A 26,087-nucleotide genomic window follows, 5' to 3' on the forward strand; every position below is an offset into this window, starting at 1 on the left:
AATCGCACGGCGTGCGAGCGTGACCAGGGCGCCTGGCAGATCAGACGCGTTGGCGCCGATTGTGGACGAAGCGCCAGAGCGCGCTCACCAGCAGCGAGCCGACACCGAGCCCGACGCCAAGCAGCACGATCGAACTCATGTGATCGCGCACCACCGGCACATTGCCGAACAGATACCCGGCCGCCACCAGCGACACGATCCACAGCGCAGCGCCCGCTACGACAAACGACGTGAAGCGTGCGAACGTCATGCGCGAAACGCCTGCGACGAAGGGCGCGAAGGTGCGCACAACGGCAATGAACGGCGACAGCAGGAACGTCAGGCCGCCGCGTGCCTCATAGAAGGCGTGGGCCTTTTGCAGCGCGTGTCGATCGAGCCAACGGTACTCGGCGGTATAGACCTTCTCGCCGATCGCGCGGCCAATCAGAAAGTTGACGATGCTGCCGGCTACCGTCGCCGCAAACAGCACGGGAATCACCAGCCAGACACTGAGTGCACCGGTGGCGGCGAACGCGCCGCAGATGAAGATCAGCGGATCGCCAGGTAGAAAGAAGAGCGGCAGGAAGGCAATCTCGACGAACACGATGGCAAACAGCATGGCGTAGACAGCCGTGCCATATTGCGCGATCAGGCCGCCGAGGTTTCGGTCGAAGTGCAGGGCCACCTGCAGTAGGTGCATCAGATCCATCTTGAGTCGGAGAAGGGCAGGTGTCGGGAGTGTAGCGCTTGCGGGATGACGGAGGCAGGGCTTTTCGATCTGCGACGTGTTGCGACGCGATAGAGAGCGGGCTGTGCGCCTGTTCGTTTCACTGCGGCGGTGTCAAGATGCGAGGCAGGCCCAGGTGTGCTCGGGACACATCACATCGGAATACGTGTGCGACGGGTCCCGGCCGCTGCGGTTCCGTGAGGTTCGACGCGGATGTCATCGATTTGCATCGGAAACTTATGCAGGACTCTTTCGCCTTCACTTTTCGCTTTGCCGAACCGGACGATGCCGAGGCCGTGCGCGCCATCGAGTATGAAGCGGCACAGCGCTTTGCGACCATCGGCATGACGGGCATCGCCGATGCTCAACCAATGAATGCGGACTTCGTGCACCGCAAGATCGCGGCATCGGAGATTGTGGTTGCGTTGAACGACGCGGCGCGCTGCGTCGGATTCGTGATGTTTGCGCCGCTGCCGACGCGCTTCTATATCGAGGAACTGGATGTGCTCACTGCCTGGGCCGGGCGGCGCATCGGCGCGGCGCTGCTCGAGCAGGTAGACGGACTTGCACGCAAGGCGGGTGCGCGGCGCCTGGTGCTGTCGACCTTTCGCGACGTGCCCTGGAATGCGCCGTACTACGAGCGCTTGGGCTTTAGCGTGATCCCGGGCGAGCAGCTCGATGCGAAGCTGCGTGCGATTCGTGCCGCGCATGTTGCCCGTGGGCTTGACGAAACGAAACGTGTGTTCATGTGCCGCGAGGTTGCAGCGGCGCAGCCATGATGTGTTCGAGGGCTTGGGCCCGCCCACGCGGCGAAACGGTGACGCAGCCTCGCTAGCATGGAGAGCGGCGATAGCCGACAAAAACGCGGCGGGCACAACCGGAATGCTATCCGGTCATGCCCGCCGCATGTCTTGCCGGCTTTGCATGCCGGCTCGTTTGACTGCTCGTTTGGGTGCCTAACCTACGCCTGTCGCGCTTATTCCACCGTTTCCAGCGCCGGATAGTCGGTATAGCCGGTCTCGCCTTCCGCGTAATACGTCGACGGGTTCGGCTGGTTCAACGGAGCGTCTAGTTCGAAGCGGCGCGGCAGATCCGGATTGGCGATGAAGAGCTGACCCCACGCCACGGCATCTGCTTCGCCCGCGTCGAGGACCTTCTGCGCCGATTCCTTGGTGAACTTCTCGTTGGCGATGTACGGGCCGCCGAACGCCGCCTTCAACTGCGGGCCGAGGCGATTGTCGCCGAGCGCTTCGCGGGCAGCGATAAACGCGATCTTGCGCTTGCCGAGTTCGCGCGCCACATAGCCGAAGGTCGCGGCGGCATTCGAGTCGCCCATCGTATGCGCATCGCCGCGCGGCGCGAGGTGCATGCCGACGCGATTGGCGCCCCACACGTCGATACACGCATCGGTCACTTCCAGCATCAGGCGGGCACGGTTTTCAATCGAGCCGCCGTACGCGTCGGTACGCTGGTTGGTGCTGTCCTGCAGGAACTGGTCGAGCAGATAGCCGTTCGCACCGTGCACCTGGACGCCGTCGAAACCGGCTGCCTTGGCATTTTCCGCACCCTTGCGATACGCCTCCACGATGCCCGGAATTTCGGCCAGTTCGAGCGCGCGCGGCGTCACAAACGGGCGCTCCGGACGCACGAGGCTCACGTGGCCTTTCGGCGCGATCGCGCTCGGTGCAACCGGCGTTTCGCCGTTCAGGAATATCGGATCCGAGATGCGACCCACGTGCCACAACTGCAGGAAGATCTTGCCGCCGGCGGCATGCACCGCGCTGGTGACGAGCTTCCAGCCTTCCACCTGTTCCTGCGACCAGATTCCCGGCGTGGCTGCGTAGCCGACGCCTTGCGGCGTGACCGACGTGGCCTCGCTGATGATCAGGCCGGCCGAGGCGCGCTCGGCGTAGTACTTCGCCATCAGCGCGTTCGGCACGCGGATGTCGCCGGCGCGCTGGCGCGTCAGCGGCGCCATGATGATGCGGTTTTTCAGCGTGAGATCGCCAATCTGAAGCGGGTCAAAAAGAGTCGGCATAAGAGGTCACCTTTCCTGGCGGGCACAGTGCCCGCCTCGATAAGAACAGCGTGATGAAAGAGGCGCAGCGAAGCAGACGCGAGGCGTCAGAGGTCCGTATTCATGTGCTCGAGAAACGCCTGGATGACGGGCTCGTTGCGCTTGAAAAACACCCACTGGCCGACCCGCTTCGACGTGACCAGACCGGCGCGCTGCAAGGCGGCCAGGTGCGCCGACACCGTGGACTGCGACAGACCGCAGCAGGCGTCGATCTTGCCGGCGCACACGCCCTGGTCCAGCGGCAGTTCCTGGTCGCCGAAGTGCGCTTGCGGGTCCCTCAGCTTCGCGAGGATTTCGCGGCGGATGGGATTGGCAAGCGCCTTGTGGATCGCATCGATGTCGAGAGTCATCGGGGGAATTTCGAGTTCATGAACGGCGGGCAGAGTCGCAGGAGTAACGGCCTGGCAGCTGCATCGCAACAACACGAATCATATATCGTTTTTTTACGATATGCATAAGCCACTACTGTGGATGGGGTCGATAGCAGGGTTTGATGACGGGGATCAATCTGGGCGTGGCGTAGCGCAGTAGGGCGGGGCGAGGTCTCGCGTGCCGTGACGCCCGGCTTGCGCCACGGGGGCGTACGAACGCAACTAACGGTCAGCCCCGCCAAGCCCCTCCGAATACGCGCGGAGCTGGCGGCGCAACGAAGAAGGCTAGCTACCGCGCGACCCGTCACAGCTACGCAGCAAGGCGGCAACTAGGCCACTCAGCGCTTGCCGTCAAGCAGATCGCCGAGCAATTCGTCGAAGGCGGCTTGCGCGTCTTCCAGCTCCTGCAGGGCAGCGTCGAAGGTTTGCAGCGCGAATTGCGAGGGCCGTCCTTCGCCTTGGGGCGGAAATTGCGATTGCAGCGACGCGAAAGCCGACTGCACCCGCTGCGTGGCAGCCAGCACGCGCTCCATCGCGCGCGATTCTTCGGCTCGCGCCTGTTCGTGATTCATGGGAAAAACTCCGTAGTTCATCCGGCGCGGGCCTCGTGCCTTGCCGTGCCGGTCACTATGCCATGACTCGCACACGCTGCACGGCGGACGCGCCGCTCAGGGGGATCAGTTCAGCGGCAAGCCGCCATTGGCCTTGATTTCACGCAGCGACAGCGCCGACTCGACCGAGGTGACGCCGGGCAGGCTGCGCATCTCGTCGCGCAGGAAGGTGCCGAAGTCGTCGAGATCGCGCGCGACCACCTGCAGCACGTAGTCCGCGCTGCCCGACACGTTGTGGCACGAGAGGATGCGCGAGATGGCCAGCACTTCGCGCTCGAAGCGGGTGGCCACCGCGCGGTCGTGCACCGCGAAGCGCACATAGACGAACGCGACCACGCCATAGCCAAGGGCCGAGCGCGACAGCATGGCGCGGTACTGGTCGATATAGCCGTCGTTCTCGAGGCGCTTCAGGCGGCGCGCGCAAGGCGTTTCGCTCAGGCCGACGATTTCCGCGAGGCGGGCGTTCGACATGCGCCCGTCCTTCTGCAGCGCGGCCAGGATGGCACGGTCGACTTTGTCGAGATCATTCATGGTTGGGGGAAAGCTGCTATGCGATTATGAAATTCTAGCGTATTCCCCTGGCGGTTATCTGTTTTCACCTGTAACTCGCCAGAAATCCCTCCCGCTTTGATAGCAAGATAGAGCCCTTATAAACATGAGGCTCACATGATTTCCGCGCATCTTCTGATCGTCTACATGGCTGCATTGTTCGTCGTCTATGCCGTACCCGGGCCGGACATGGCCCTGCTGCTGCAGACAAGCATTGCACGCGGCGCCCGCACGGGTTTCGCCACGGCCGGCGGTCTGGGTCTGGCGCGGGCGACTCACGTGACCCTGTCCGCGTGTGGGATGGCCGCCTTGCTGCGCAGCGCACCGTGGCTTTACGAAGTCGTGCGGTACGGCGGCGCGGTGTACCTGGGCTGGGTCGCCGTGCAGATCTTCCGCTCGCCGGTGTTTGCCCTGCCTGCAAGCGCCGCCGTGAGCGACGAACCGCAGCCGTTGCGCGCCGCCTTCGTCAAGGGGCTGCTGACCAATCTGCTCAATCCCAAGGCACTCCTGTTCTGTTCGGTGCTGCTGCCGCAGTTCGTGCGGCCCGAGGCCGGTCCCGTCGCGTTGCAGATGGCCGAGCTCGGCGTCGTGCTGATGGCGATCGGCGCGTGCTTCGATGCAACCTATGCGATCGGCGCCGCGCGCATTTCGAACTGGATGCGAGCTCATCCGCTCGCGCAAACGGTGCAGCGCTGGACCTTTTCCGCCGCCCTGATCGGCTTTGCCTTGCGCCTGTCGCTCGACTAGCCGCGCGCCGCAGCGCCGGCAAAGTGATTGTGTTAATAAAGGCGATAGACGCGACGGCGCAAACGGCGCCTCGCTGTCTGCCGATACTCAATCACTCACACTATTTGCCGTTCGATGAAGACTTTTCTGCTGTATGCCGTGACCGCCATTGCCGAGATCCTGGGCTGCTATCTACCCTGGCGTTGGCTCAAGGACGGAGGCTCCGCATGGCTGCTGGTGCCCGGCGCGCTGAGTCTCGCCGCGTTTGCGTGGTTACTGACGTTGCACGGCGCGGCCGCCGGCCGGGTGTATGCGGCCTATGGCGGCGTCTACGTGGCGGTGGCGATTCTGTGGCTGTGGTGCGTCGAGCAGGTGCGGCCAACCCTCTGGGACCTGGCCGGTGTGGCGTTCACGCTGGCCGGCATGAGCATCATTGCCTTCCAGCCGCGTATCTGAGCGGTGGCGGCCTGAGTGGCCACGCGAGCGGCCAGCCACGGCCGCTGCCTTTAACGGCCGCCGAGGTAGTCCAGCTTGCCGAGTTCGACACCGTTGTGGCGCAGGATGTCGTAGCTGGTCGTCACGTGGAAGTAGAAGTTCGGCAGCACGAACTGCAGCAGATAGCTCAGGCCGGTAAATTCGATCGGCCCGCTGCGCATCTTCAGCGTGATCGAGCGTTCTTCCGAGCCGTCGATCTGCGCCGCATTGAATTCCTTCAGGTAATCAATCGTTTTCTGAATGCGCGCGTGCAGGTCTTCGAACGTCGTTTCGACGTCGTCGTACTTGGGCGGCTCGACGCCGGCGAGACGCGCGGCGCAGCCTTTGGCGGTATCGGTCGTGATGTAGACCTGGCGCACGAGCGGCAGCATGTCCGGAAAGAGACGGGCGCCGATGAACACCGACGGGTCGATCTGCTTTTCGGCGGCGTGCGCCTCGGCCTTGCCGAGAATGGCTTGCAGGTTGGTCAAGCCGCGCACCAGCACGGGCACGGACGCTTGATACATCGAAATGGACATGGAACGTTCCTCTGATTCACTCGGATTCTTCGACGCGCGCGCACGTTCGGCGCACGAGCCAATGCAACGGCTGGTTCGCCGCTGCAGCATCATAGCGCGACCTGTGTGACGCACGCATTGACGTTGGCCATCCGGACAACTGTTGCCCGTCCCGGAACTGTGTTGGAATGGATTTGTCGGACGGCTTGACGTGTCCTGGCAACCAGACCCCCGCGTGGGCCGTGCCGCAATCCGTTGCTATCACCGGTACGGATGGGCGCGCCCGCCGGGACTACCGTGCAGCCTCACGGCTGCGCACCGAGGAGTATCGAAACAATGGCCAAGCATCCCCTGCAAGGAAGTGAGCGATCGGTAGCGGAAGGTTCAACGCTGGTCGGCAATTGCAATCCCGCAGAACGCATTCAGGTGCACGTGGTCTTGCGCCGTCACGCGCAGGCGCAGTTCGACGCCTTGCTCGGCAAAATCGAAGCGGGCGATCCGGGCGTCAAGCCGTTGTCGCGTGAAGCCTTTGCCAAGGAATTCGGCGCAGCGGCGGAAGATATCGCCAAGGTCAAAACTTTTGCGGCGCAGTCCGGCCTGACGGTGGTGCGCGAAGACCCGGCTGCGCGCACTGTCGTACTGGGCGGCACGATCGCACAGTTCCAGTCGGCGTTCGAAGTGGAACTGCAGCATTACCAGCACCATGCCATCGGCCAGTATCGCGGCCGTACCGGCACGATCAGCGTGCCCGATAATCTATCGGGCATCGTGACGGCCGTGCTGGGGCTCGACAACCGGCCGCAGGCGCGTCCGCACTTCCGTATTCGCCCGCCTATCCACGCGTCGAAGTCGCCGCAGCCGGCGTCGTTCACGCCATTGCAGGTCGCTACGCTCTACCAGTTCCCGCAAGGCGACGGCAGCGGCGAGTGCGTCGGCATTATCGAACTCGGCGGCGGCTACGAGACCTCCGACCTCAATACCTATTTTTCCAACCTCGGCGTCAACGGACCCACGGTGGTCGCGGTGGGCGTCGACAACGGCGCCAACCAGCCCACCGGCGACGCCAACGGGCCGGACGGCGAAGTGACGCTCGATATCGAGGTGGTCGGGGCCATCGCGCCGGGCGCCAAAGTCGCGGTCTACTTCACGACGAACACCGATACCGGCTTCATCGACGCAGTCAGCAGCGCTGTTCACGACACCACCAACAAGCCATCGGTCATTTCGATCAGTTGGGGCGGTCCCGAGTCGTCGTGGACGTCGCAATCGCTGCAGGCGTTCAACAGCGTGCTGCAAGCCGCCGCGACCATGGGCGTGACGGTTTGCGTGGCCTCGGGCGACAGCGGCTCGAGCGATGGCTCGGGCAGCGGCAACGTGGTCGATTTCCCCGCCTCCAGCCCATATGTGCTGGCGTGCGGCGGCACGCGGCTGACGGCGTCGGGGCAAACCATCACGAAGGAAGTGGTCTGGAACGACGGCACCCAGGGCGGCGCGACCGGTGGCGGGGTCAGCACGGCGTTTGCGGTGCCGACGTGGCAGCAGGGCTTGTCGTCCACCAGTAAGGAAGGCGTGAAAACGGCGCTCAGCGGACGCGGCGTGCCGGACGTGGCGGGCGACGCCTCGCCGGACAGCGGCTACGACGTGCTGATCGACGGTTCGCAAACGGTGGTGGGCGGCACGAGCGCGGTGGCGCCGCTGTGGGCGGCGCTGATTGCCCGCATCAATGCGGCCAACGGTGCGCCGGTGGGCTTCGTCAATCCGAAGCTGTATGCCGCGCCGAGCGCGCTGCGCGACATTACGCAGGGCAACAACGGCAGCTATGAAGCATCGGCGGGCTGGGATGCCTGTACCGGACTTGGCAGCCCCAATGGCGAGAAAGTCGCGGCGGCACTATAGTCGTGCGGGCAGGCGTGCGGCGACGCCGCCGCCTGTTTGTGGTGTGCGGGTTTGAGTAGCAAAGCAGAGTGGTTCGTGACCAGAGACAGCGCCTATGCGGCGCCCATACGATGTAAATGACGTAAACGAATCCGATGGAGCGATCATGACGAACACCGAGTCAGGTTCCGGCAGTCCGCAGTCGTCACACAATTCCCATGCTGCTCCCGCCGGGGCGGCCGCGAAGGCGGCGCACCCTGCCGGAGATCAGCCGTTCTTCGATCCCGTCGCTTACGGTAACGGCCCCAACGACTCCGTGACCGACGCGACGGAGAACGCCGCCATCACGAAGCACACGATCGTGATCGGCGGCCGCAAGATTCCCTATACCGCGACGGCCGGCCACCTCGTGACGGTCGATCCGAGCAGTTCCGTCCCCAACGCCAAGATGTTCTACGTGGCGTTCACGGCGGACAACCAGAAGGAAGACACCCGTCCCGTTACGTTTTTCTACAACGGTGGACCGGGTTCGTCCTCGGTCTTCGTGCTGCTCGGCTCGTTTGCGCCGCGCCGTATCAAGACGGCGATGCCGAGCTTCACGCCGCCCGCGCCGTATTCGCTGGAAGACAACCCCGACAGCCTGCTCGACAAGAGCGACCTGGTGTTTATCAATCCGGTCGGCACTGGCTACTCGGCGGCCATTGCGCCGAACACGAACCGCAATTTCTGGGGCGTGGATCAGGACGCGAACTCGATCAAGCAGTTCATCAAGCGCTTTCTGACGAAGAACAACCGCTGGAACTCGCCGAAGTTTCTCTATGGCGAGTCGTACGGCACCGCGCGTAGCTGCGTGCTGGCTTACCTGCTGCACGAGGACGGCGTCGATCTGAACGGCATCACGCTGCAGTCGTCGATTCTCGACTACACGCAGTCGGGCAATCCGGTTGGCGCGTTGCCCACGGCTGCCGCGGACGCCTGGTACCACAAGAAGCTCGGCATCGCGCCCACGCCGACCGATCTCGGCGCGTTTGCCGAAGAGGTCGCCCAGTTCTCGCGCACCGATTACCTGGCCGCGTTGCGCAAAGTACCGGCCACGGATCCCGCGACGGTCGAAAAGCTGAGCGAATACACCGGTATCGACAAGGCGACGCTGCTCGCGTGGAGTCTCGACATCGCCGGGTACGACAGCCGCGGCAATTCGCTGTTCCTGACCACCTTGCTGAAATCGAAGGGGCTCGCGCTCGGGGAATATGACGGCCGCGTGACCGCCATCGAAACCGGCATCGCGGGCAAGATCAATCCGAACTCGGGCGGCAACGATCCGACCATGACGGCGGTGACGGGCGTCTACACGACCATGTGGAACGTCTATCTGAACGAGCAGTTGCTGTACACGTCGAACTCGTCGTTCACCGATCTGAACGATCAGGCGTTCCAGTACTGGGACTTCAGCCATATCGATCCGACCGGCGCGCAGAAAGGCATCGACGCGAAGGGCAACGTGATTCTCTACACCGCCGGCGACCTCGCGGCGGTCATGGCGCTGAACGTGGACCTGAAGGTGCTGTCGGCGAACGGCTTTTACGACTTTGTCACGCCGTTTTACCAGACCGTGCTCGACCTGCAGCAGATGCCGCTCGTCAGCCCGCAGGTACGCCAGAACCTCTCCGCGCGTTTCTATCCTTCGGGGCACATGATCTATCTCGACGGCAATTCGCGCACGGCGCTCAAAGCGGATGTGGCCAAGATGTATGACGCAGCCGTCGCCAACACCGGCGCTATGTTGCGCATCCGGGATTTGCAGGCCCGCAGGCCGAGCTAGGCGTCGTGCGCGGGTGAGACGGTAGGGTGCGGCAATCTGCTGCACCCGGCACCCGGCACCAAGCGGCAACGAAAGCACACGACGTATCGGTCATTTCTTCTCCGGTATGCCGCCTGGCCTCTGTCGAAACCGCGTCCGCACCGGGTGAATTTTCCTCGTCGGGAGTGAATGTGTTTTAATTGTCCTGCGAATTTAACCATTCCGCGTCAAGGCCTGGCGCGCTGAAGAATGAATCCAGGAAAGGCAGGCAGGCGGGACGAACCGCAACGCAGCAGGAAATCCGGCGCCGTGTGCGCGTTCAAACAGGCTTATCGTCGTGACGTTGGACGGGTTGCGCGGATAGGCATCGTCGTGATGTTCGGCGCGGTTGCCGGATTGCGCGCCGGCCAGGCCGCGGCGCAGAGTGCCGCGATGCTGGACGAGCACGTGACCCAGCAGTCGATCGCCGGCACGATCTGCCGTCCCGACTACGCCGACGCCGTCTCGCCGCCGTTCGACGTCATGATGGAGCACAAGCAACGGTTGCTGGCCGAGCGCGGCATTGCCGCAGACGACGGCACCGACTACGCGCTCGACCGGCGCGTGCCGGTCTTGCTGGGCGGTTCACCTGACGCACCGGCCAATCTCGACCTGCTGCCGTGGGCGGGCACCGGCGGCGAGCGCCGCAAGGCGCGCTTCGTGGTGCACCTCAAACGTTGCGTCTGCGAAGGCAAACTGAGCCTGAGCGATGCGCAGGCTGCCATCGTCGGTAACTGGTCCGCGGCGTACGCGGGGTTTGGCCGGGACTCGTGCGATGTGAGCGGTGTCAACGTGGCCACCAGCAGCCACGACAGTGAACCATGACACGCTGCGTGCGAGCCGTTCCCATCGTCCCTTGATCCCGTGCCTCGCCTGAAATGTGGCGGTCCCGCCAAAGCGCGCGGTTTAGATATTTGTTTGCGAGCTTATTCAGGTACAGTGCATTAATGGGTTTTTTCGACGCTGCCTGTCTCAGGCGATTACCGTCAACAGGTCATTGCGCTTTTCGGCCTGGTCCGGTGAGCCTTGCTGGGAGTGGGATGGCAGGAATCGAAATTGCTCACGACAATGTGTCGCATCGTATCCGCGGTCGATTCTTTCTATCCTGATAACGGGACGAAATTCGAAGGGGAGATTTGAAATGATTGCCTTATATCTGTCATTGGCCGCATTCGGCGCAGCCCTGATCACCGGCGCCGCCGCCATCGCGGAAGCCAGAAAGCGCGCCAGCCTGCAGCCCATCCGCATTCGCAGCACCGACCGCCGCGGGCGCTAAGGCGTTGCGAACATGAACCTGTTCGTCAGTAACATCGCCCAATCGTGTTCCGAGCAGGAGGTGCGCGAGTTTCTCGAGCATGAACTGGGGCACTACGCGAAAAGCATAACGGTTCATGAGATCGGGACGCCCAAGGCGTCTGCCACCGTCGAACTGGCAACGGACGGCCCTTATGTCGGCGAAGTCATTGCGCGGCAGTTGCAGGGCAAGCATCTGGGCGGCGTTCCGCTGGCAGCGAGCGGCGAACTGTTCGACGAAGAAGATCCGCCGCCCGGCTGAGCGGCGCTTTGTCCCAGGTTTTTTAGTCGGCGGCTGGGTGGGCATATGCCCACCCAGCCGCCGGTCAAGTCGTCGCGCACTTCTCGATGCGCGATCGATCGTTCACGACTGCGCGGGCCAGTCGAATGGCGTGTACGGCAGTGCACGCTTGTGACGCGTGCTTTCATAGAAGCGCAGCACGGTCTCGCGGGCGGCTGCCGTCACCTCCTTGCCCTCCAGAAAATCGTCGATGTCGTCGTACGGGATGCCATACGCATCTTCGTCGGGACGTTGTGGACGCAACATTTCCAGATCCGCGGTCGGCACCTTGTGCGCCAGTGCGTCGGGGGCGCCCAGGGCTCGGGCGACAGCACGCACCCGTCGTTTATTGAGGCCCGCGAGCGGCAGGATGTCCGCGCCGCCATCGCCGAATTTGGTGAAAAATCCCATGACCGATTCGGCCGCATGGTCGGTGCCGATCACGACGCCGCCGCGCGCTCCCGCCACCGCGTACTGCGCAATCATGCGTTGCCGCGCCTTGATATTGCCGTGCACGAAGTCCTGCTGCGCGGCGTCGGCGAAAGGCACGCCGGCGGCGCTCAGTGAGGCGAGCATGGCGTCGGCCGCGGGCTTGATGTCGATACTCAGGTTTTCGTCGGCGCGAATGAAGGCGAGTGCCTGCTGCGCATCCGCTTCGTCTTGCTGGACCCCATAAGGCAGGCGCACCGCGACGAAGCGCGCTTCGTAGTGCTCCGCGCGCAAGCGTTCGACCGCAAGCTGCGCGAGACGCCCCGCCGTGGTTGAATCGACGCCACCGCTAATGCCTAGCACATAGGTCTTCAGACCGCTCGCGCGCAGGTACTGCACAAGAAACGCGACGCGCCGCTCGATCTCCCGCTCTGCGACGAAGTCCTCGGTGACATGCATTTCCGCGGCGATGCGCCGTTGGCGTTCGAGCGAATCGGGTTGAGTCATGTTCTTCCTTTGCAAGTGGGCGGTTGACCGAAAGGGAGGCCGGGCCCGTGTTCAACTGGGCATGGCCGGTGGCTATTTTGCCGGTTATGCCGCTCATCTGCAGCAGCCGGTTTAGCGGGGCATTTCCAGTTTATATTCAATCTGCTGGTCGATTTAAATGCGTCAGCGCGGTGTCAGATAAATGTCGGATATTGAAAGCGTGGCCCGCGGCGAGCGAGCGGAACGGTGATCGACAGAAATAGATGCGCTGAGTAATATCGTGTCTATCTGCACGCTGAATGGACCGCCTGACGGTCAATGCTTGACGGTCGATAACAGGCAGATTTCCTCAAATACACGATGAACCACAAGAAGCGGCTTGACCAGCCTGTGAAAAACAGAACGTTTCATTGGACTGAAATTCATCGGCGTATCGCTAACCGGGCGCCATGCGTTGAAAATAAAATCCGTGCGTTGTCCGCCGTATTATTTTCGTGCTGTTTTAGCCTTGCGTTCGCTGCGGGTGCGCCGAAGAGCGAAGCCGCGCCGCCGGTCGATATTACGGCCTCCGCCGTCGCGGCGCCGGACGCCGCGGGGGTGGTCGATCCGCATCGGGCGCTGCTGTTGCGCGCCGTGTTTGCCCGCGTCGTCACCCGCCGTCTGAATGTGCCGGCGGCGGCCCAGCAGGAATACGGCGAACGGCTCGAGGCGGCGCTTGAGCAAAATCAGCTCGGCAATCTGTCGGGCGAATACGTCGTGCTGGTCGATCGGAACGCCAACGTCCAGGCGCTCTTCATCTATTTTCGTCCTACGCCTTCCGACAAGTGGGTGATGATCGGGGCGTCCCCAGTAGCGACGGGAAGGCCGGGCGAGTTCGACCACTTCATCACGCCGCTCGGTGTGTTCGAACATACGCCCGACAACATGGATTTCCGCGCCGAAGGCACGATGAACCAGAACGGCATTCGCGGCTACGGCAAGCGCGACATGCGGATCTTCGATCTCGGCTGGGCGCAGGGCGAACGCGGCTGGGGCAAGGGGGGCATGTCGCAGATGCGCTTTCAGATGCATGCCACGGATCCCGACAAGCTCGAACCGCTGCTCGGCATTCGTCATTCGAAAGGCTGCGTGCGGATTCCCGCGTCGCTCAATGTGTTCTTCGATCACTACGGCATTCTCGATGCCGAGTATGAGGCGCTTGTCGAGTCGGGCAAGTCGCTATGGGTGCTGCATAGCGATCGTCAGGTGACGCCGTGGGCAGGGCGTTACATCGTCGTGGTCGACTCGGAACGCAAGAAGCGTCCGGCATGGTCGCCGGCGCCGGGCAGCAAAGCGGTGGAGAAAGTGCCGGCCGCGGCGGATACGGCCGATTGACCGGGGCGGGCGCGGCAAAACCTGCCGGAGCGCTTAGTCGAACCTCGGTCGAATATCAACCCGCCTCACCGTGCCAACAGCACCGCCCCCGCGCCGAGCAGGCCGCCGCACACGGCACACGCCCACAGCAGGATCCGCGTGCGCCGATATTCGACACCGAGTTCGCGCATCAGATGCGCATGCTGCCGCGCACCTCCCGCGTCATGCTGGCGCTGCAGGTAGCGCACCGCGAGTTGCGGCACGCGCGGCAGCATATGCGCGAGATGCGGCAACTCCTGGCCGATGCGCTTGATCCAGCCGCGATGGTCGACGTCGCGCTGCGCGATGCCGGCCAGCACGGAGCGCGCGACGTTCCAGGTATCGACGCCCGGATGCAGGGCGCGCGCCAGCATCTCCGCCTGTTCGAACGAGCGCTGGGCGGTCGCGAGCCGCGGCGAAACGGCGCCTTCGAACGGCTGCACCGCGTGCAGCAGATGATGAAACAGCGCGCCGGCCGTGCGGTCCGCAGGCTCGGCCGCGAAATGCGCTTCGCTGCGTCGGCGCAGCTCGGCCTCCAGCACTTCGGTGCGGGTCGACGCATCGACGTGGCCGGCGTCGCGATGCAGGTCGGCGAGGCGCGCGTAGTCCTGGTCGAACAAGGCGGTGGCGCCATGCACGAAGAATTCGCGTTCGTGCGAGGAGAGGCTCGACATCGCCGCAAATTCGGCCAGCACGATACGGCCGAGCGTGTCGGGTTCGATGCTCACGCGCACATGCCCGGCGTCGAACGTGGCGTGAAAGAAGCCGTGCTGGAAGGCCTGCTCGGTGACCACCTCGACGAGGTGCGTAGCCAGCGGCGCGAGCTTGACGCGATGCTCGAGCAAGCCGGGGAGAACCGTGGCGGCCAGTGTCTCGATGTGCTGCACCGCGAGCGTATGCGTGCCGCACAACTCCCAGATCACGTCCGGCACGGCAAGCCGTTTGTCGCCGTCGAAGTGATGGCCGGTCTGGCTCAGATTGGCCGCTTCGGCGCGCAGGTCGAAGCGCCGCAGCACGTCGTCGGTGAAGGACTGGGCAAGCGCGCGGATTTGCAGGCGGCGCGCGCTGCCGGAGAATTTTTCCAGCCAGCGGGCCACCCAGCGCAGCAAGGCCAGTTCGTCGCCGATCTGCTGGACCTGCGCCGCGCGGACGAACTTGATCGCAATGTCGCGGTGGCCGTTTACCGGCACGGCGAGGCGGGCGAGATGAGTCTGCTCGGCGAAGCCGCTGCGCGCGGGGACCCGGTCGATCTGCGCGAAGAGCCCTGTCAACGGACGCCCGAGCGCGCTCGCCAGCGCCGCCTCGACCTGCTCCGGCGGCAGCGGCGTTTCCAGCCGGCCGATCGCATCGAAGGCGTCATGCAGGGTGCCGGTGGCGAGTTCCGGGCGCGTCGCCAGGGTCTGGATAAAGGTGGTGGCGAGCGGTCCCAGCGCGGGCAGCATGCTGTGCAGGCTGTTGCGGCCGCCTTCGGTGGCATGCACACGCTTCACGAGCGTGATTATCCAGTGCAGCTTGTGCTCGCGCGGGGCCGCGAGCCAGAAGAGACGCGCGCCGAAGCGCAGCGCATGGAAGAGCAGCAGTAATCGGCGAAACAGAGGTGGCATGGGCAGGTCGGGTGACGCGGCGCGCATCGGACAACACGCTGCCTGAGCCGTCAGGTTAGCAGGGAAGCGTGGCAACAGGAGCATCCGCACGCGCCGCGTACTACAATACGGCGCACTCCTGAACCTAAGTGCGCCGCTCGCCGGCCGTCTATCGATGCTTGCTGAACAACGTCATCAATACATTCTCGCGCAAGTCACTCGGAACGGCGCGCTGTCGGTAGCCGAGCTGGTACGCGAACTGAACGTCTCGCGCGAAACCATCCGGCGCGATCTGAATACCCTGGCCAGTCGCGGCCTGATCGTGACGACGCACGGCGGCGCATTGTCGGGCGATCGCCGCGAGCCCGATCTGGATGTCCGCGAGGCGGCCAACGCCAGCGCCAAGCGGGCTATCGGCGAACGCGCGGCCGAACTGGTACCGGACGGCGCCTCGCTCATCATCGACTCGGGCAGCACCACGCAGGCCGTGGCGCGCGCACTGACCGGGCGGCACCGGCTCACGGTGTATACCAATGACTGGCGCATCGCCTTGCTGCTCGGCCGGCGTAACGAGAATCGCGTGACGTTGCTGGGCGGCGAGCTCTCGGAGAACGAGGACGCCACCTTCGGCCTCGACACGGTGCAGCAATTGACGCAGTACCACGCGGATTTTGCCTTCGTCGGCGCGGGCGGCATTACGCCAGATGCCTGGCTGACCGACTACACGCGCATGGTCGCCGAAGTGCGCAGCCGGATGATCTCGGCCGCGAATCTGGTGGTGGTCGTGGCGGACAATTCAAAGTTCGGGCGGGTCACGCCGGTGCGCATCAACGGCTTCGAAAGCGCGCGCTATCTCGTGACCGAGCTGGCGCCGGACCGCACGCTCGCCAAGGCCATCGCCGCGCGCGGGCCGGAACTGCTGATCGCCTGATCAGGTCAGTGACCGGACGCGCGACGGTCTCATTTGACGCTCAGCCCGAGACAGGCCAGCGTGCGGCCGATCGCGGCGACTGCGTTGTGCAGTTCATTAGCGTCGATCGCACCGATACAGCCCACCCGGAACGTCTCCACCTGGGTCAGCTTGCCCGGATACAGCACATAACCGGCCTCGCGCACAGCGGCGTAGAAATCCGCAAAATTCCACGCCGGATCGCGCGGTGCATGGAAGGTCACGATCACCGGCGCCTGCACCTCCGGTTTCAGGAACGGCTCGAAGCCGAGCGCCGTCATGCCCTCGACCAAGGCCGCGCAGTTGCGCATGTAGCGCGCGCCGCGGGCGGACTGGCCGCCTTGCGCGATGAACTGGTCGAGTGCGCAGCGCAGCGCGGCAAGCACGTGCGTGGGCGGCGTGAAGCGCCATTGCGTGGTCTTCTGCATGTACGCGTATTGATCCTGCAGGTCGAGCGCGAGCGAAGGCGAACGGCCAGCGGCGGCGTCCAGCACGCTGCGGCGCACAATCACGAACCCCATGCCCGGCACACCCTCCAGACATTTGCCGCTGGCCGACACCAGCGCGTCGATGCCGCCCTTGCGCAGATCGATGGGCAGGGCGCCGAACGAACTCATGGCGTCCACAATCAGGCTCTTGCCGTGCCGCTGACACAGTGCGGCGATATCGTCGAGCGGATTGAGCAGGCCGGCGCTCGTCTCCAGGTGCACCTGAGCCACATGGGTAATGCGCGAGTCGCGGTTGAAGGCGTCCTCGATCGCCGCTGCGCTGACCGGCTCGTCCTCGCGCAGCGGCAGTTCCACATACGCAATGCCGAGCCGCTGCAGGATGCGGATCAGGCGCGCGCAGTACGCGCCGTTGTTGGGCACCAGCACGCAGCCCTGGCGCGGCACCAGCGTGCCGATGGCCGCTTCGACGGCAAAGGTGCCGCTGCCCTGCAACGGCACACAAACGTAGTCGTTTTCACCGTGTACGATCTCGACGAGGTCGGCGCACACAGTCTGGGTCATCCGGTTGAAGGCGGCATCCCACGAACCCCAGTCGCGCAGCATGGCCTGGCGCGTGGCGGGCGAGGTTGTCAGCGGCCCCGGGGTGAGCAGGATCGGGTCGTTTCCAGTAATCACAAAGCCTCCGTCGTCAGATGAATAAACTTTTTTGACCACATTCCGATTTGCATATTATTGGCGAATTGTGTCATTTGTTGGAAATAGACAGAATGGTCACGGCGCTGTCACGGAAACCTGCAATCCTTGCGGTGCCCGTTCAGGCAAGGCAGGCAGCGCCAAAGTGCGAGGTTGGCTGTAAGTCTGGCTGGAAAAGAAGCAGCAAGGTTGTCAGCAATCTGCAATCGCACTATCCTGGCAATCGGCTGTGGGCATACGCAAGCGGCGCGGCGCTACCGCCGTCAAATCACAACAGGTATCGGGTTTTCCCGACCGTCTGGTTTATTGCCTTTCGGAGAGAGCGACATGAAAAAGACGAATCACCTTCGCGCGACTGCCAACATCGTCCGCAAAACTTTGCCGGCACTCGTGGTGGCTGCTGCATTTGGAGGCGCGGCGCTGCCGGCCCAGGCCGCCGACGCGGTGGTGCTGTACACGGCCGACGGCCTCGAAAATCTCTACAAGGATGTGCTGCCGGGTTTTGAAAAGCAGGAAGGCGTCAAGGTCAACATCGTGACGGCAGGCAGCGGTGAAGTGGTGAACCGCGCGACGATCGAAAAGGACCAGCCAAAGGCCGACGTTCTCGTCACGCTGCCGCCGTTCATCCAGCAAGCCGATCAGTCCGGCCTGCTGCAGGCTTACCAGAGCGCCAACTACAAGAACGTGCCGGCGATCGCCAAGGCGTCGAACGGGACGTGGGCGACGTTCGTGAACAACTACTTCTCGTTCGCGATCAACCCGGACGTCGTGAAGACCCAGCCGAAGACGTTTGCCGATCTGCTGCATCCGGATTACACCGGCAAGATTGCCTACTCGAACCCGGCGACCGCCGGCGACGGCATGGCCGTGATCATCCTCACGACCTCGCTGATGGGTGAAGACAAGGCGTTCGACTATCTGAAGAAGCTGGAGCAAAGCGCCAAGTTCCACACCAAGGGCACGGGCTACCTCGACGTGCTGCTTTCGCGCAACGAAATCTCGCTCGCCAACGGCGACCTGCAGATGGACCTGGACGACGCAGCCAATGGCGGCCTGTCGCTCAAGCCGATCTTCCTCGCCGCAGCGCCCGGCGGCAAGCCGACGACCTTCCAGTTGCCGTACGCGATCGGCCTGATCAAGAACGGCCCGAACCAGGCTGAAGGCAAGAAGCTGATCGACTACCTGATGTCGAAGGAAGTGCAGGCCAAGGTGCCGGACATCTTCGGTATCCCGGGCCGCACCGACGTGCCGCTCGCCGGCAAGAACGGTGAAGCGGTGAAGCAGGCCATCGCCGGCGTGAAGCTGATTCCGGTGGACTGGACCCAGGTGATGGCGAAGAAGGCCGACTGGACCGCGCGTTGGAAGAACGACGTGATCGGTGACTCCGGCAAGCAGGTCGAAGTCGTCAAGCCGGCGCAGTAAGCAGCAGGTCTCGCAGCACGCCTCGGCCGCCGTTGCCATGCAGTTGCCACGTGGTTGCCGGATAGTTGGCTCGATGCACGGCTAACTATCCGGCTATTCGACTGGCCGGGCGGCCGGGGCCTTTACCCGCAATACCTTAGTTGGAGGATGAATCCGGTGAATACCGCCACTCTTGCCCCTGGCGCGCTCGGCGCCTCACCGGAGGCGCTCGCTGCGGCGCAACCGGGCACGCCCGGCGGCGTGCAGATCGAGCATCTGACCGTGCGCTTCGGCACGCGCACGGTGCTCGACGACCTGTCGCTGAACATCGAGCGCGGCGAATTGCTGACGGTGCTCGGCCGCAGCGGTTGTGGCAAGACGACGCTGTTGCGTTTCATCGCCGGGTTCATCGAGGCGGACGGACTGGCCGGCACCTTGACGGTGGCCGGTCACGACCTCACACACGTGCCGCCGCACAAGCGCAATCTCGGTCTGCTGTTCCAGAGCTACGCGCTGTTTCCGCATCTTTCGGTGTTCGATAACGTGGCATTCGGCTTGCGCGCGCGTCGCGAGTCGTCCAAGGATATTGCCCGGCGCGTCGCGGAAGCGCTCAAGCTCGTGCAACTGGGCGATGCCGGTCATGTGATGCCGGCGCAACTTTCGGGTGGCATGCAGCAGCGCGTGGCGCTCGCTCGTGCGCTCGTGATCGAGCCGGATGTGCTGCTGCTCGACGAACCCCTTTCCGCACTCGATGCCAATCTGCGCGCCTCGGTGCGCTCCGAACTGAAGGCGCTGCATGAGCGCCTGCCGAATCTGACCATCGTCTGCGTGACGCACGATCAGGACGACGCGCTGGTGCTGTCCGACCGCACGCTGCTGATGCGCGAAGGCCATATCGCGCAACTCGGCACGCCGCAGCAACTGTACGACCAGCCGAACGACGGCTTCGTCGCGCGTTATCTCGGCGCGGCCAATCTGCTGCCGCCGCACGTTGCGTTTTCGATGGGCGATTCGCGCTACAACGAGCGCGAGCGGGTGGCCTGCCTGCGTCCCGAGGCGCTGCGGATCGTTCCGCTCGGCGAAGGACATCTGCACGGCTTGATCACTTCGGTCGAATGGTACGGCGCGGTGCTGTCGGTATCCGTCGTCCTCGACGCAATGCCTAACGAACCCGTGCTCGTCACCATGCAGCGCGGCCACGGCATGTCGCCCGAAAAGGGCGCGCGTATCTCCCTGCGTTATGAGGCAGACGATGTCGTCCTTATCAACCCCTGATAGCCCGGACGCGCTCGGCGACGCGCGGCGCACCGCCACCTTCGCATCGCACGCGGCCGCGGTGCGCCGCCGCGAACGCGCGGCTCAATGGCATTTGCTGTTCCTCGCCGTGGTGGTGCTGGGGCCGCTGGTGATCTATCCGCTGGTGCGGCTCGTGTTGCTGAGCCTGACCGGCCCGCACGGCGGATTCGGTTTCCAGGCTTACGGCAACTTCTTCGGCAATCCTGAAACGCGCGGCGTGGTCGGCACGACGCTGTGGATCCTGTTCGCGAGTGCGGGTCTGGCTTCGCTGCTCGGTGTGGCGCTGGCCTCGCTGCTGTTCTTCAAGCCATTTCCCGGCGCGCGGCTCGTGACGCGTTTCCTCGAACTGTTCGTCGCGTTTCCCTCGTTTCTCGTGGCCTTCACGCTGATCTTTCTGTACGGCTCGCAAGGCTCGGTCAGTATCGGCTTGCAGCGGCTGTTCCATCTGCAGGCGCCGCCGCTCGACTTCCTGTTCGGCGTGGGTGGGGTGATTCTCGCGGAAGTGGTGTTCTACGCGCCGTTCGTCGTGCGTCCCACACTCGCTTCGTTTGCGACGCTCGACATGCGTCTGATCGAAGCCGCCCGCAGTCTCGGTGCGAACGGCCTGATGGTGGCGTTCAAGGTGATCCTGCCGCTGGCGTGGCCGGGCATTGCAGCCGGGACGATTCTCTGCTTCCTGCTGACCCTGAACGAGTTCGGCATTCTGCTGGTGCTCGGCAGCGCGCATCTGATCACGCTGCCGGTGGCCATCTACAGTTCGGCGACCGTCGATCTGGATCTGCCGACCGCCGCCGCCGGTGCGGTCGTGATGCTGATGATGTCTTTGTCGCTGTATGCGTTGTACCGCCAGGTCAACCGACGCAAGGTTAGAGGAGCACGGTAATGGCCGTCGAACTGGATCCCACTGTCTTGCCGGTCATGCACAAGCGTGCGCGGCCGGTGCAGCGCAGTCTGCTGACGCGCGTCGCCGGCGGCGTGTTCATGGCGTTCGCCGCCTTGCTGTGCTTCTGGCTGTTCGTGTTGCCGGTGGTGGTGGTGGCGCTGTCGAGCGTAGCCGCCCATTGGTCGGGCACGATGCTGCCCGACGGTTTCAGCATGCGCTGGTTCGAGCGGCTCGGTTCGAGCGATTTCGATGCGCTCAGCACGAGCCTCGAGATCGGCTTCGGCGTGGCGGTACTGGGCACGATCCTCGGACTTTGGCTGGCGCTGGCGCTCGAAGGACGCGATCGTCGCGGGCTGGGCGCGCTCGTCGATACGATCGCGATGATGCCCAACGGCGTGCCAAGCGTGGTGCTTGGGCTCGCCGTGCTGATTGCGTATCACAAGCGCCCACTCGACCTGTCGAGTTCGGCGGCGATTGTCGTGTTCGTGCAGCTCGCCCTGGTGTTGCCGTTCTGCTACCGCTGCGCGGCCGCCGCGTTGCGCCCGGAGCTGACCATTCTGCGCGAGGCCGCCGCGAGTCTCGGCGCGCCGCCGGCGATGGTGCTGCGGCGTGTCGTGCTGCCGCAACTGGTGCCGGCCATCCGCGCGAGTCTTGCGCTTGGCTTCGCGCTTTCGCTCGGCGAACTGGGCGCGACGCTGACTGTTTATCCGCCTGGCTTCGCGACGGTGCCGATCGTCGTGGTCGGCCAGGTCGAGCGCGGCTACTACCTGCCGGCCTCCGCGCTCTCGCTGATCCTGCTGCTTGTCTCACTCGCTGCGCTGCTGCTGATCGCCGCGCGGGTCCCGCGCCGCCGGACCGACTGACCGGCCGCTTGCCCTGACTTCTGGTGTCGAACGCCAAGTTGCTGTTCGACACATGTTGATGTGGCAAAAAATGTCGAAATGACTGAAAATATGGAAACAGCCTCAGCCGATCCGATTGACGTCGTACGCCGGCATTCGCTCACGGCGCTGGTGCGCGACGAGATTGAACGGAACATCATTGAAGGCGCGCTGGTTCCCGGCGCCAAGCTCAACGAGGCGGACTGGGCCGCGCGTCTGCAGGTCTCGCGGGGGCCGGTGCGCGAAGCGTTCCGCGCGCTCGAGCAGGCGGGGCTGGTGCGGACCGAAAAGAACCGCGGTGTGTTCGTGCGGGTCGTGTCGCTCGCGGAGGCGGATGAGATTTACGCCGTGCGGGCCGTGCTGGAAGAGGCGGCGTGCCGGATGCTGGCGGCGAGCATCGACGCGGCGCAACTGGCGGGTCTGCGCAAGCAGATCGACGCGATGCGCAGCGCGCTCGACACGGCGGACCATGATGCCTATGCACGCGCCAATGTGGCGTTCCACGACGGCATCGTCGCGGCGGCAGGAAATACCAAGCTGTATGAGACGTACCGGCGTCTGGTGGGTGAACTGAGTTTGTTCCGGCGCGCGGCGCTGGTTGTGCATGCCGACGCGATGGAGCGTTCGCTGGCCGAGCATCGCGCCATTCTGACGGCGCTCGCGTCGCGCGATGCCGAGCATGCCGCGGCGCTGATGCATGCGCACGTGAACGGCGGTTTGCAGCGGGCGCATGAGGCTTGTCAAGCGGCCGAGGCGGCCGGCCAGCAAGTTTAGGCGGTTGAACCGGCGGGACAGTGGAGCATGTTGCCGTTGCCCGCCCCGATCGACGAAGAACGCGCGGAATCACGCGCAGGGAAGAGAGCGATGTCTATCCAGTCCGAACAGAGCGAGCGCAGTGTGGAAGTGAATGGCCGGGCCTACCGGCTGTCGCCGAGGCCTACGGTCGTTGTGTGCGTCGACGGTTGCGAGTACGACTATCTTGAAGCCGCGGTGGCGGCGGGCGTCGCTCCGTTCATCGGCAAGATGCTCAAAGAGGGCACGGCGCTCAAAGGCGATTGCGTGATTCCCTCGTTCACCAACCCCAATAACCTGTCCATCGTCTGCGGTGTGCCGCCTTCGGTGCATGGCATTTGCGGCAACTACTTCTGGGATCCGCAGGCCAACGGCGGCGAGGGCGCGGAAGTGATGATGAACGATCCCGCCTATCTGCGCGCGGGGACACTCCTTGCAGCCGCCGCCGGCCAAGGCGCGGCGGTCGCCGTGGTGACGGCGAAAGACAAGTTGCGCCGCCTGCTCGGCTGGCAACTGAAAGGCATCTGTTTCTCGGCGGAGAAAGCGGACACGGTGACGCTGGAAGAAAACGGCATCGCGGATGTGCTCGATCTGGTGGGCTTGCCGGTGCCGGATGTGTATAGCGCGGGGTTGTCCGAGTTCGTCTTTGCCGCTGGCGTGCGTCTCGCGCAAACGCGCAAGCTCGATCTGATGTACCTGTCCACCACGGACTATATCCAGCACAAGTGGGCGCCGGGCACCCAGGGCGCGAACGATTTTTACGCGATGATGGACCGCTATCTCGCGCAACTCGACGAACTCGGCTGGGTGATCGGCCTGACCGCCGACCATGGCATGAATGCCAAGCACGACCCGCTGACCGGCGAGCCGAATGTCATCTATCTGCAGGATGTGATGGACGAATGGCTGGGCGCGCGCAAGGCTCGCGTGATCTTGCCGATCACGGATCCGTATGTGGTCCACCACGGCGCGCTCGGGTCGTTTGCCACGATCTATCTGCCGCATGAGGTGGATGTGGGGCAGGTGATCGAACGGCTGGGCGGTCTCGAGGGCGTCGAAGTCGTGCTCGATAACCGCGCGGCTTGCGAGCGCTTCGAATTGCCGAACGACCGCGTGGGCGACATCGTAGTGGTCAGTACGCGTGATGTAGTACTCGGCACGCGTCGCGACGAGCATGACCTCTCAGGGCTGACAGTGCCGCTGCGTTCGCACGGCGGCATCTCCGAACAGGTCGTGCCGCTGATCTTCAACCGGCATCTTGAAGGTCTGGTCGAAGGCAAGCGCTTGCGCAATTTCGACGTGTTCGATCTTGCCCTGAACCACGTGGCGGCAGCATGAATGCCGTGCTGACGGACCATCCTGCGTTTCGCGTCGAAGCTCTGCGCCTGAAGGGCGAACGGGCGTCGCGCGAACGCACGCTCGACGTGTTCGATCCGTATACCGGATTGCGCGTCGGCACGGTGCCGTTGGCAAGCATCGACGATGTGCGCGCCGCGTTCGAATACGCCGGCGCCTATCAGGCGAAGCTTACGCGCTACGAGCGCTCGCAGATTCTCGAACGCGCGGCTGGCTTGCTGCGCGAGCGTAGCGAGGCTGCGTCGGATCTGATCTCGCTCGAATCCGGTCTCTCGAAGCAGGATTCGCGTTACGAGATCGGGCGGGTTGCCGACGTGTTCAGGTTCGCCGCGATCGAAGCCTTGCGCGACGACTGCCAGAGCTTCTCGTGCGATCTGACGCCGCACGGCAAGAAGCGCCGCGTGTTTGCGCAGCGTGAGCCGCTCGCCGGTGTGATCGTCGCGATTACGCCTTTCAACCATCCGATGAACCAGGTCGCACACAAGGTCGCGCCGGCTATCGCGACCAACAATCGGGTCTTGCTGAAACCGTCCGAGAAGGTGCCGCTCTCGGCTTTCTATCTGGCCGATCTCCTGTATGAGGCCGGGTTGCCCGAGCCGATGCTGCAGGTGCTGACCGGTGACCCGCGCGAGATCGCCGACGAGCTGATTACGCACCCGCTTGCCGAACTGGTGACGTTCACGGGTGGTGTCGCGATCGGCAAATATATTGCCGCGAAGGCGGCGTATCGGCGTGTCGTGCTGGAACTGGGCGGCAACGATCCGTTGATCGTCCTCGAAGACGCCGATCTCGAACGTGCGGCCACGCTTGCTGTGCAGGGCTCCTATAAGAACTCGGGCCAGCGCTGCACGGCCGTCAAGCGCATGCTGGTGCAAAAGAGCGTGGCGGCGCCATTTACCGAACTGGTGGTCGAGAAGACGCGCGCGTGGTCCTACGGTGATCCGTTCGATGCCGCGAACCAGATGGGCACCGTCATCGACGAAGCCGCGGCGCAACTTTTCGAAGCGCGCGTCAATGAGGCGGTGGCCTGCGGCGCGCGCCTGCTGGTGGGGAACGAGCGCTCGGGCGCGCTTTATGCGCCCACCGTGGTGGATCGCGTGGATCCGGCGATGTCGCTGGTGCGCGAGGAAACCTTTGGGCCGGTGTCGCCCATCATTACGTTCGATACGCTCGACGACGCGATCCGGATCAGCAATGGCACGGCGTTCGGATTGTCGTCGGGTGTGTGCACCAACCGTCAGGATGCGATTACGCGGTTCATCAACGAATTGCGGGTCGGTACGGTCAACGTGTGGGAAGTGCCGGGTTACCGGATCGAGCTGACGCCGTTCGGCGGCATCAAGGATTCGGGGTTGGGTTACAAGGAAGGGGTGCAGGAAGCCATGAAGAGCTTTACCAACCTCAAGACATTTTCTTTACCTTGGGAGTAGTGGTGTGGCTTTGAGTCTGAATGACATTCGTACCCTGTTTGAGCAGCACGGCAGTCTTGCGTATAGCGGCGAGCCGGTGACGCAGTTGGAACATGCGCTGCAAAGCGCCGCGTTGGCAGAAGACGAGGGCGCGAGCGACGAGCTGGTTGCGGCGGCCTTCCTGCATGACCTTGGGCATTTGCTGAATCGTTTCGGCGACACGCCGAGCGAGCGCGGTATCGACGATCTGCACCAGTACTTCGCGTTGCCGTTTCTGCGGCCGGTTTTGCCGGAGGCGGTGCTGGAGCCGATCCGGCTGCACGTCGACGCCAAACGCTGCCTCTGTGCAATCGACGACACGTATTTCGGTCTTCTCTCCGCCGATTCCGTGCGCAGTCTTGAGTTGCAGGGCGGCATCTTCAGCCGGCAGGAAGCCGAAACGTTCCTCAGTAAGCCTTATGCGGAGGACGCACTACGCGTGCGCCGCTGGGACGATCTGGCCAAGGAAGCGAACCGTGCAACCCCGGATCTGGACCATTACCTGAGCGTTGTAGAGCGGGTGATGGAGACGCACGCGACGGCCTAAGCTGAGCCGTTTATTCCTGTATGTCGAGGTGCCCGTGACCGGAGCGTCGCGGGGCTTCGTTTCCCCTTTTGTGAGTATCAAAATAACGCTTGCCAGGCCCGGGTGGGGTCGCTAGAATCTCGTTCTTTCGCGTTCCGGACACCGGAGCGCGGGGACGGGAGAGCCAGCAGTGGCAAGGCTTT

The 26,087-nt window shown here is 64.0% G+C and carries 27 protein-coding genes; 18 read left to right on the top strand and 9 right to left on the bottom strand.

Annotation, left to right across the window (positions count from 1 at the left end; translation table 11 throughout):
• Positions 1 to 40 precede the first annotated feature (40 nt).
• Positions 41 to 688, bottom strand: a complete 648-nt coding sequence (locus tag P3T42_RS28705; protein ID WP_429307964.1) for a VTT domain-containing protein — start codon at positions 686 to 688, stop codon at positions 41 to 43.
• A 257-nt stretch (positions 689 to 945) separates the two neighbouring features.
• Here P3T42_RS28705 and P3T42_RS28710 point away from each other — a divergent pair, with 257 nt between their 5' ends.
• Positions 946 to 1,485: a GNAT family N-acetyltransferase gene (locus P3T42_RS28710; protein WP_429307965.1), complete on the top strand. Its 540-nt coding sequence runs from the start codon at positions 946 to 948 to the stop codon at positions 1,483 to 1,485.
• Positions 1,486 to 1,682: 197 nt separating this feature from the next.
• On the opposite strand, the gene P3T42_RS28715 is transcribed toward P3T42_RS28710, so the two are convergent.
• The 4 genes from P3T42_RS28715 to P3T42_RS28730 all read right to left on the bottom strand — a co-directional run bounded on the left by P3T42_RS28715 (position 1,683) and on the right by P3T42_RS28730 (position 4,296).
• Positions 1,683 to 2,744 carry an alkene reductase gene (locus P3T42_RS28715; RefSeq protein WP_429307966.1) on the bottom strand — a complete coding sequence of 354 codons (1,062 nt, stop codon included), beginning with the start codon at positions 2,742 to 2,744 and terminating at the stop codon, positions 1,683 to 1,685.
• An 86-nt stretch (positions 2,745 to 2,830) separates the two neighbouring features.
• Positions 2,831 to 3,133: an ArsR/SmtB family transcription factor gene (locus tag P3T42_RS28720; protein WP_074295846.1), complete on the bottom strand. Its 303-nt coding sequence runs from the start codon at positions 3,131 to 3,133 to the stop codon at positions 2,831 to 2,833.
• A 359-nt stretch (positions 3,134 to 3,492) separates the two neighbouring features.
• Complete coding sequence (locus tag P3T42_RS28725; protein WP_074295845.1) at positions 3,493 to 3,726, bottom strand: hypothetical protein; 234 nt, start codon at positions 3,724 to 3,726, stop codon at positions 3,493 to 3,495.
• 105 nt (positions 3,727 to 3,831) lie between these two features.
• Positions 3,832 to 4,296 (bottom strand): Lrp/AsnC family transcriptional regulator, encoded by a 465-nt coding sequence (locus P3T42_RS28730; RefSeq protein WP_074295844.1) that lies wholly within the window; start codon positions 4,294 to 4,296, stop codon positions 3,832 to 3,834.
• 135 nt (positions 4,297 to 4,431) lie between these two features.
• Between P3T42_RS28730 and P3T42_RS28735 the strand changes: the two genes are divergently transcribed.
• Both P3T42_RS28735 and P3T42_RS28740 read left to right on the top strand, forming a co-directional pair.
• Positions 4,432 to 5,061, top strand: a complete 630-nt coding sequence (locus P3T42_RS28735; protein WP_429307967.1) for a LysE family translocator — start codon at positions 4,432 to 4,434, stop codon at positions 5,059 to 5,061.
• A gap of 114 nt (positions 5,062 to 5,175) precedes the next feature.
• Positions 5,176 to 5,496, top strand: coding sequence for a YnfA family protein (locus P3T42_RS28740; RefSeq protein WP_074295842.1), 321 nt, complete (start codon positions 5,176 to 5,178; stop codon positions 5,494 to 5,496).
• Positions 5,497 to 5,546: 50 nt separating this feature from the next.
• Here the strand turns inward: P3T42_RS28740 and P3T42_RS28745 are convergent, their stop codons facing one another.
• Positions 5,547 to 6,053 carry a DUF1993 domain-containing protein gene (locus P3T42_RS28745; protein ID WP_074297390.1) on the bottom strand — a complete coding sequence of 169 codons (507 nt, stop codon included), beginning with the start codon at positions 6,051 to 6,053 and terminating at the stop codon, positions 5,547 to 5,549.
• Between the two features lie 315 nt (positions 6,054 to 6,368).
• On the opposite strand from P3T42_RS28745, the gene P3T42_RS28750 reads away from it, so the two are divergent.
• From P3T42_RS28750 to P3T42_RS28770, 5 genes are all read left to right on the top strand, one after another.
• Complete coding sequence (locus tag P3T42_RS28750) at positions 6,369 to 7,928, top strand: S53 family peptidase (RefSeq protein ID WP_429307968.1); 1,560 nt, start codon at positions 6,369 to 6,371, stop codon at positions 7,926 to 7,928.
• Positions 7,929 to 8,073: 145 nt separating this feature from the next.
• Positions 8,074 to 9,729, top strand: coding sequence for a S10 family peptidase (locus tag P3T42_RS28755; RefSeq protein ID WP_074295840.1), 1,656 nt, complete (start codon positions 8,074 to 8,076; stop codon positions 9,727 to 9,729).
• A 228-nt stretch (positions 9,730 to 9,957) separates the two neighbouring features.
• On the top strand, positions 9,958 to 10,572 hold the full coding sequence (locus P3T42_RS28760) for a hypothetical protein (RefSeq protein WP_429307969.1): 615 nt from the start codon (positions 9,958 to 9,960) through the stop codon (positions 10,570 to 10,572).
• Positions 10,573 to 10,888: 316 nt separating this feature from the next.
• Positions 10,889 to 11,023 carry a hypothetical protein gene (locus P3T42_RS28765; RefSeq protein ID WP_290439559.1) on the top strand — a complete coding sequence of 45 codons (135 nt, stop codon included), beginning with the start codon at positions 10,889 to 10,891 and terminating at the stop codon, positions 11,021 to 11,023.
• Positions 11,024 to 11,035: 12 nt separating this feature from the next.
• Positions 11,036 to 11,302 carry an RNA recognition motif domain-containing protein gene (locus tag P3T42_RS28770; RefSeq protein ID WP_074295838.1) on the top strand — a complete coding sequence of 89 codons (267 nt, stop codon included), beginning with the start codon at positions 11,036 to 11,038 and terminating at the stop codon, positions 11,300 to 11,302.
• A 102-nt stretch (positions 11,303 to 11,404) separates the two neighbouring features.
• Here the strand turns inward: P3T42_RS28770 and nadE are convergent, their stop codons facing one another.
• Positions 11,405 to 12,256 (bottom strand): ammonia-dependent NAD(+) synthetase, encoded by an 852-nt coding sequence (gene nadE, locus P3T42_RS28775; protein WP_429307970.1) that lies wholly within the window; start codon positions 12,254 to 12,256, stop codon positions 11,405 to 11,407.
• A gap of 453 nt (positions 12,257 to 12,709) precedes the next feature.
• On the opposite strand from nadE, the gene P3T42_RS28780 reads away from it, so the two are divergent.
• The gene (locus P3T42_RS28780; protein WP_429307971.1) at positions 12,710 to 13,609 is read left to right on the top strand and encodes a L,D-transpeptidase; all 900 of its coding nucleotides are present in this window, start codon (positions 12,710 to 12,712) and stop codon (positions 13,607 to 13,609) included.
• A gap of 65 nt (positions 13,610 to 13,674) precedes the next feature.
• Here P3T42_RS28780 and P3T42_RS28785 read toward each other — a convergent pair whose 3' ends face one another.
• Positions 13,675 to 15,231 (bottom strand): ABC1 kinase family protein, encoded by a 1,557-nt coding sequence (locus P3T42_RS28785; RefSeq protein WP_429307972.1) that lies wholly within the window; start codon positions 15,229 to 15,231, stop codon positions 13,675 to 13,677.
• 154 nt (positions 15,232 to 15,385) lie between these two features.
• Between P3T42_RS28785 and P3T42_RS28790 the strand changes: the two genes are divergently transcribed.
• Entirely contained in the window at positions 15,386 to 16,141 is a 756-nt protein-coding gene (locus P3T42_RS28790; protein WP_074295836.1) for a DeoR/GlpR family DNA-binding transcription regulator, read from the top strand.
• Positions 16,142 to 16,170: 29 nt separating this feature from the next.
• Here the strand turns inward: P3T42_RS28790 and P3T42_RS28795 are convergent, their stop codons facing one another.
• Complete coding sequence (locus tag P3T42_RS28795) at positions 16,171 to 17,280, bottom strand: 2-aminoethylphosphonate--pyruvate transaminase (RefSeq protein WP_429307982.1); 1,110 nt, start codon at positions 17,278 to 17,280, stop codon at positions 16,171 to 16,173.
• 348 nt (positions 17,281 to 17,628) lie between these two features.
• Here P3T42_RS28795 and phnS point away from each other — a divergent pair, with 348 nt between their 5' ends.
• From phnS to P3T42_RS28835, 8 genes are all read left to right on the top strand, one after another.
• Positions 17,629 to 18,723: a 2-aminoethylphosphonate ABC transporter substrate-binding protein gene (gene phnS / locus P3T42_RS28800; RefSeq protein ID WP_429307973.1), complete on the top strand. Its 1,095-nt coding sequence runs from the start codon at positions 17,629 to 17,631 to the stop codon at positions 18,721 to 18,723.
• A 156-nt stretch (positions 18,724 to 18,879) separates the two neighbouring features.
• Positions 18,880 to 19,977, top strand: a complete 1,098-nt coding sequence (gene phnT, locus P3T42_RS28805; protein ID WP_074297380.1) for a 2-aminoethylphosphonate ABC transport system ATP-binding subunit PhnT — start codon at positions 18,880 to 18,882, stop codon at positions 19,975 to 19,977.
• Positions 19,955 to 20,881: a 2-aminoethylphosphonate ABC transporter permease subunit gene (locus P3T42_RS28810; RefSeq protein ID WP_429307974.1), complete on the top strand. Its 927-nt coding sequence runs from the start codon at positions 19,955 to 19,957 to the stop codon at positions 20,879 to 20,881. Before phnT ends, P3T42_RS28810 begins: the two co-directional genes overlap by 23 nt.
• Positions 20,881 to 21,744 carry a 2-aminoethylphosphonate ABC transport system, membrane component PhnV gene (gene phnV, locus P3T42_RS28815; RefSeq protein ID WP_074295832.1) on the top strand — a complete coding sequence of 288 codons (864 nt, stop codon included), beginning with the start codon at positions 20,881 to 20,883 and terminating at the stop codon, positions 21,742 to 21,744. The genes P3T42_RS28810 and phnV overlap by 1 nt, the downstream gene beginning before the upstream one ends.
• A 78-nt stretch (positions 21,745 to 21,822) precedes the next feature.
• Positions 21,823 to 22,536 (top strand): phosphonate utilization associated transcriptional regulator, encoded by a 714-nt coding sequence (locus tag P3T42_RS28820; protein WP_429307975.1) that lies wholly within the window; start codon positions 21,823 to 21,825, stop codon positions 22,534 to 22,536.
• Positions 22,537 to 22,626: 90 nt separating this feature from the next.
• Positions 22,627 to 23,892 carry a phosphonoacetate hydrolase gene (gene phnA / locus P3T42_RS28825; protein WP_429307976.1) on the top strand — a complete coding sequence of 422 codons (1,266 nt, stop codon included), beginning with the start codon at positions 22,627 to 22,629 and terminating at the stop codon, positions 23,890 to 23,892.
• Positions 23,889 to 25,340 carry a phosphonoacetaldehyde dehydrogenase gene (gene phnY, locus P3T42_RS28830; RefSeq protein ID WP_429307977.1) on the top strand — a complete coding sequence of 484 codons (1,452 nt, stop codon included), beginning with the start codon at positions 23,889 to 23,891 and terminating at the stop codon, positions 25,338 to 25,340. Before phnA ends, phnY begins: the two co-directional genes overlap by 4 nt.
• A gap of 4 nt (positions 25,341 to 25,344) precedes the next feature.
• Positions 25,345 to 25,905, top strand: coding sequence for a phosphonate degradation HD-domain oxygenase (locus tag P3T42_RS28835; protein ID WP_074295829.1), 561 nt, complete (start codon positions 25,345 to 25,347; stop codon positions 25,903 to 25,905).
• Positions 25,906 to 26,087: the final 182 nt, after the last annotated feature.

It is taken from the genome of Paraburkholderia sp. GAS38 (assembly GCF_050434965.1).
GTDB classification, from domain to species: Bacteria; Pseudomonadota; Gammaproteobacteria; order Burkholderiales; family Burkholderiaceae; genus Paraburkholderia; species Paraburkholderia phenazinium_A.

Bases quoted from the DNA above. Each gene is read 5' to 3' on its own strand.
- P3T42_RS28740 (WP_074295842.1), top strand. From the start codon at position 5,176: ATGAAGACTTTTCTGCTGTATGCCGTGACCGCCATTGCCGAGATCCTG.
- P3T42_RS28755 (WP_074295840.1), top strand. From the start codon at position 8,074: ATGACGAACACCGAGTCAGGTTCCGGCAGTCCGCAGTCGTCACACAAT.
- P3T42_RS28710 (WP_429307965.1), top strand. From the start codon at position 946: ATGCAGGACTCTTTCGCCTTCACTTTTCGCTTTGCCGAACCGGACGAT.
- P3T42_RS28735 (WP_429307967.1), top strand. From the start codon at position 4,432: ATGATTTCCGCGCATCTTCTGATCGTCTACATGGCTGCATTGTTCGTC.
- P3T42_RS28750 (WP_429307968.1), top strand. From the start codon at position 6,369: ATGGCCAAGCATCCCCTGCAAGGAAGTGAGCGATCGGTAGCGGAAGGT.
- P3T42_RS28730 (WP_074295844.1), bottom strand. From the start codon at position 4,296: ATGAATGATCTCGACAAAGTCGACCGTGCCATCCTGGCCGCGCTGCAG.
- P3T42_RS28745 (WP_074297390.1), bottom strand. From the start codon at position 6,053: ATGTCCATTTCGATGTATCAAGCGTCCGTGCCCGTGCTGGTGCGCGGC.
- phnS (WP_429307973.1), top strand. From the start codon at position 17,629: ATGAAAAAGACGAATCACCTTCGCGCGACTGCCAACATCGTCCGCAAA.
- P3T42_RS28715 (WP_429307966.1), bottom strand. From the start codon at position 2,744: ATGCCGACTCTTTTTGACCCGCTTCAGATTGGCGATCTCACGCTGAAA.
- P3T42_RS28705 (WP_429307964.1), bottom strand. From the start codon at position 688: ATGGATCTGATGCACCTACTGCAGGTGGCCCTGCACTTCGACCGAAAC.
- P3T42_RS28770 (WP_074295838.1), top strand. From the start codon at position 11,036: ATGAACCTGTTCGTCAGTAACATCGCCCAATCGTGTTCCGAGCAGGAG.
- phnY (WP_429307977.1), top strand. From the start codon at position 23,889: ATGAATGCCGTGCTGACGGACCATCCTGCGTTTCGCGTCGAAGCTCTG.
- P3T42_RS28725 (WP_074295845.1), bottom strand. From the start codon at position 3,726: ATGAATCACGAACAGGCGCGAGCCGAAGAATCGCGCGCGATGGAGCGC.
- phnA (WP_429307976.1), top strand. From the start codon at position 22,627: ATGTCTATCCAGTCCGAACAGAGCGAGCGCAGTGTGGAAGTGAATGGC.
- P3T42_RS28765 (WP_290439559.1), top strand. From the start codon at position 10,889: ATGATTGCCTTATATCTGTCATTGGCCGCATTCGGCGCAGCCCTGATC.
- P3T42_RS28820 (WP_429307975.1), top strand. From the start codon at position 21,823: ATGACTGAAAATATGGAAACAGCCTCAGCCGATCCGATTGACGTCGTA.
- P3T42_RS28785 (WP_429307972.1), bottom strand. From the start codon at position 15,231: ATGCCACCTCTGTTTCGCCGATTACTGCTGCTCTTCCATGCGCTGCGC.
- P3T42_RS28790 (WP_074295836.1), top strand. From the start codon at position 15,386: ATGCTTGCTGAACAACGTCATCAATACATTCTCGCGCAAGTCACTCGG.
- phnV (WP_074295832.1), top strand. From the start codon at position 20,881: ATGGCCGTCGAACTGGATCCCACTGTCTTGCCGGTCATGCACAAGCGT.
- nadE (WP_429307970.1), bottom strand. From the start codon at position 12,256: ATGACTCAACCCGATTCGCTCGAACGCCAACGGCGCATCGCCGCGGAA.
- P3T42_RS28760 (WP_429307969.1), top strand. From the start codon at position 9,958: ATGAATCCAGGAAAGGCAGGCAGGCGGGACGAACCGCAACGCAGCAGG.
- P3T42_RS28720 (WP_074295846.1), bottom strand. From the start codon at position 3,133: ATGACTCTCGACATCGATGCGATCCACAAGGCGCTTGCCAATCCCATC.
- P3T42_RS28810 (WP_429307974.1), top strand. From the start codon at position 19,955: ATGTCGTCCTTATCAACCCCTGATAGCCCGGACGCGCTCGGCGACGCG.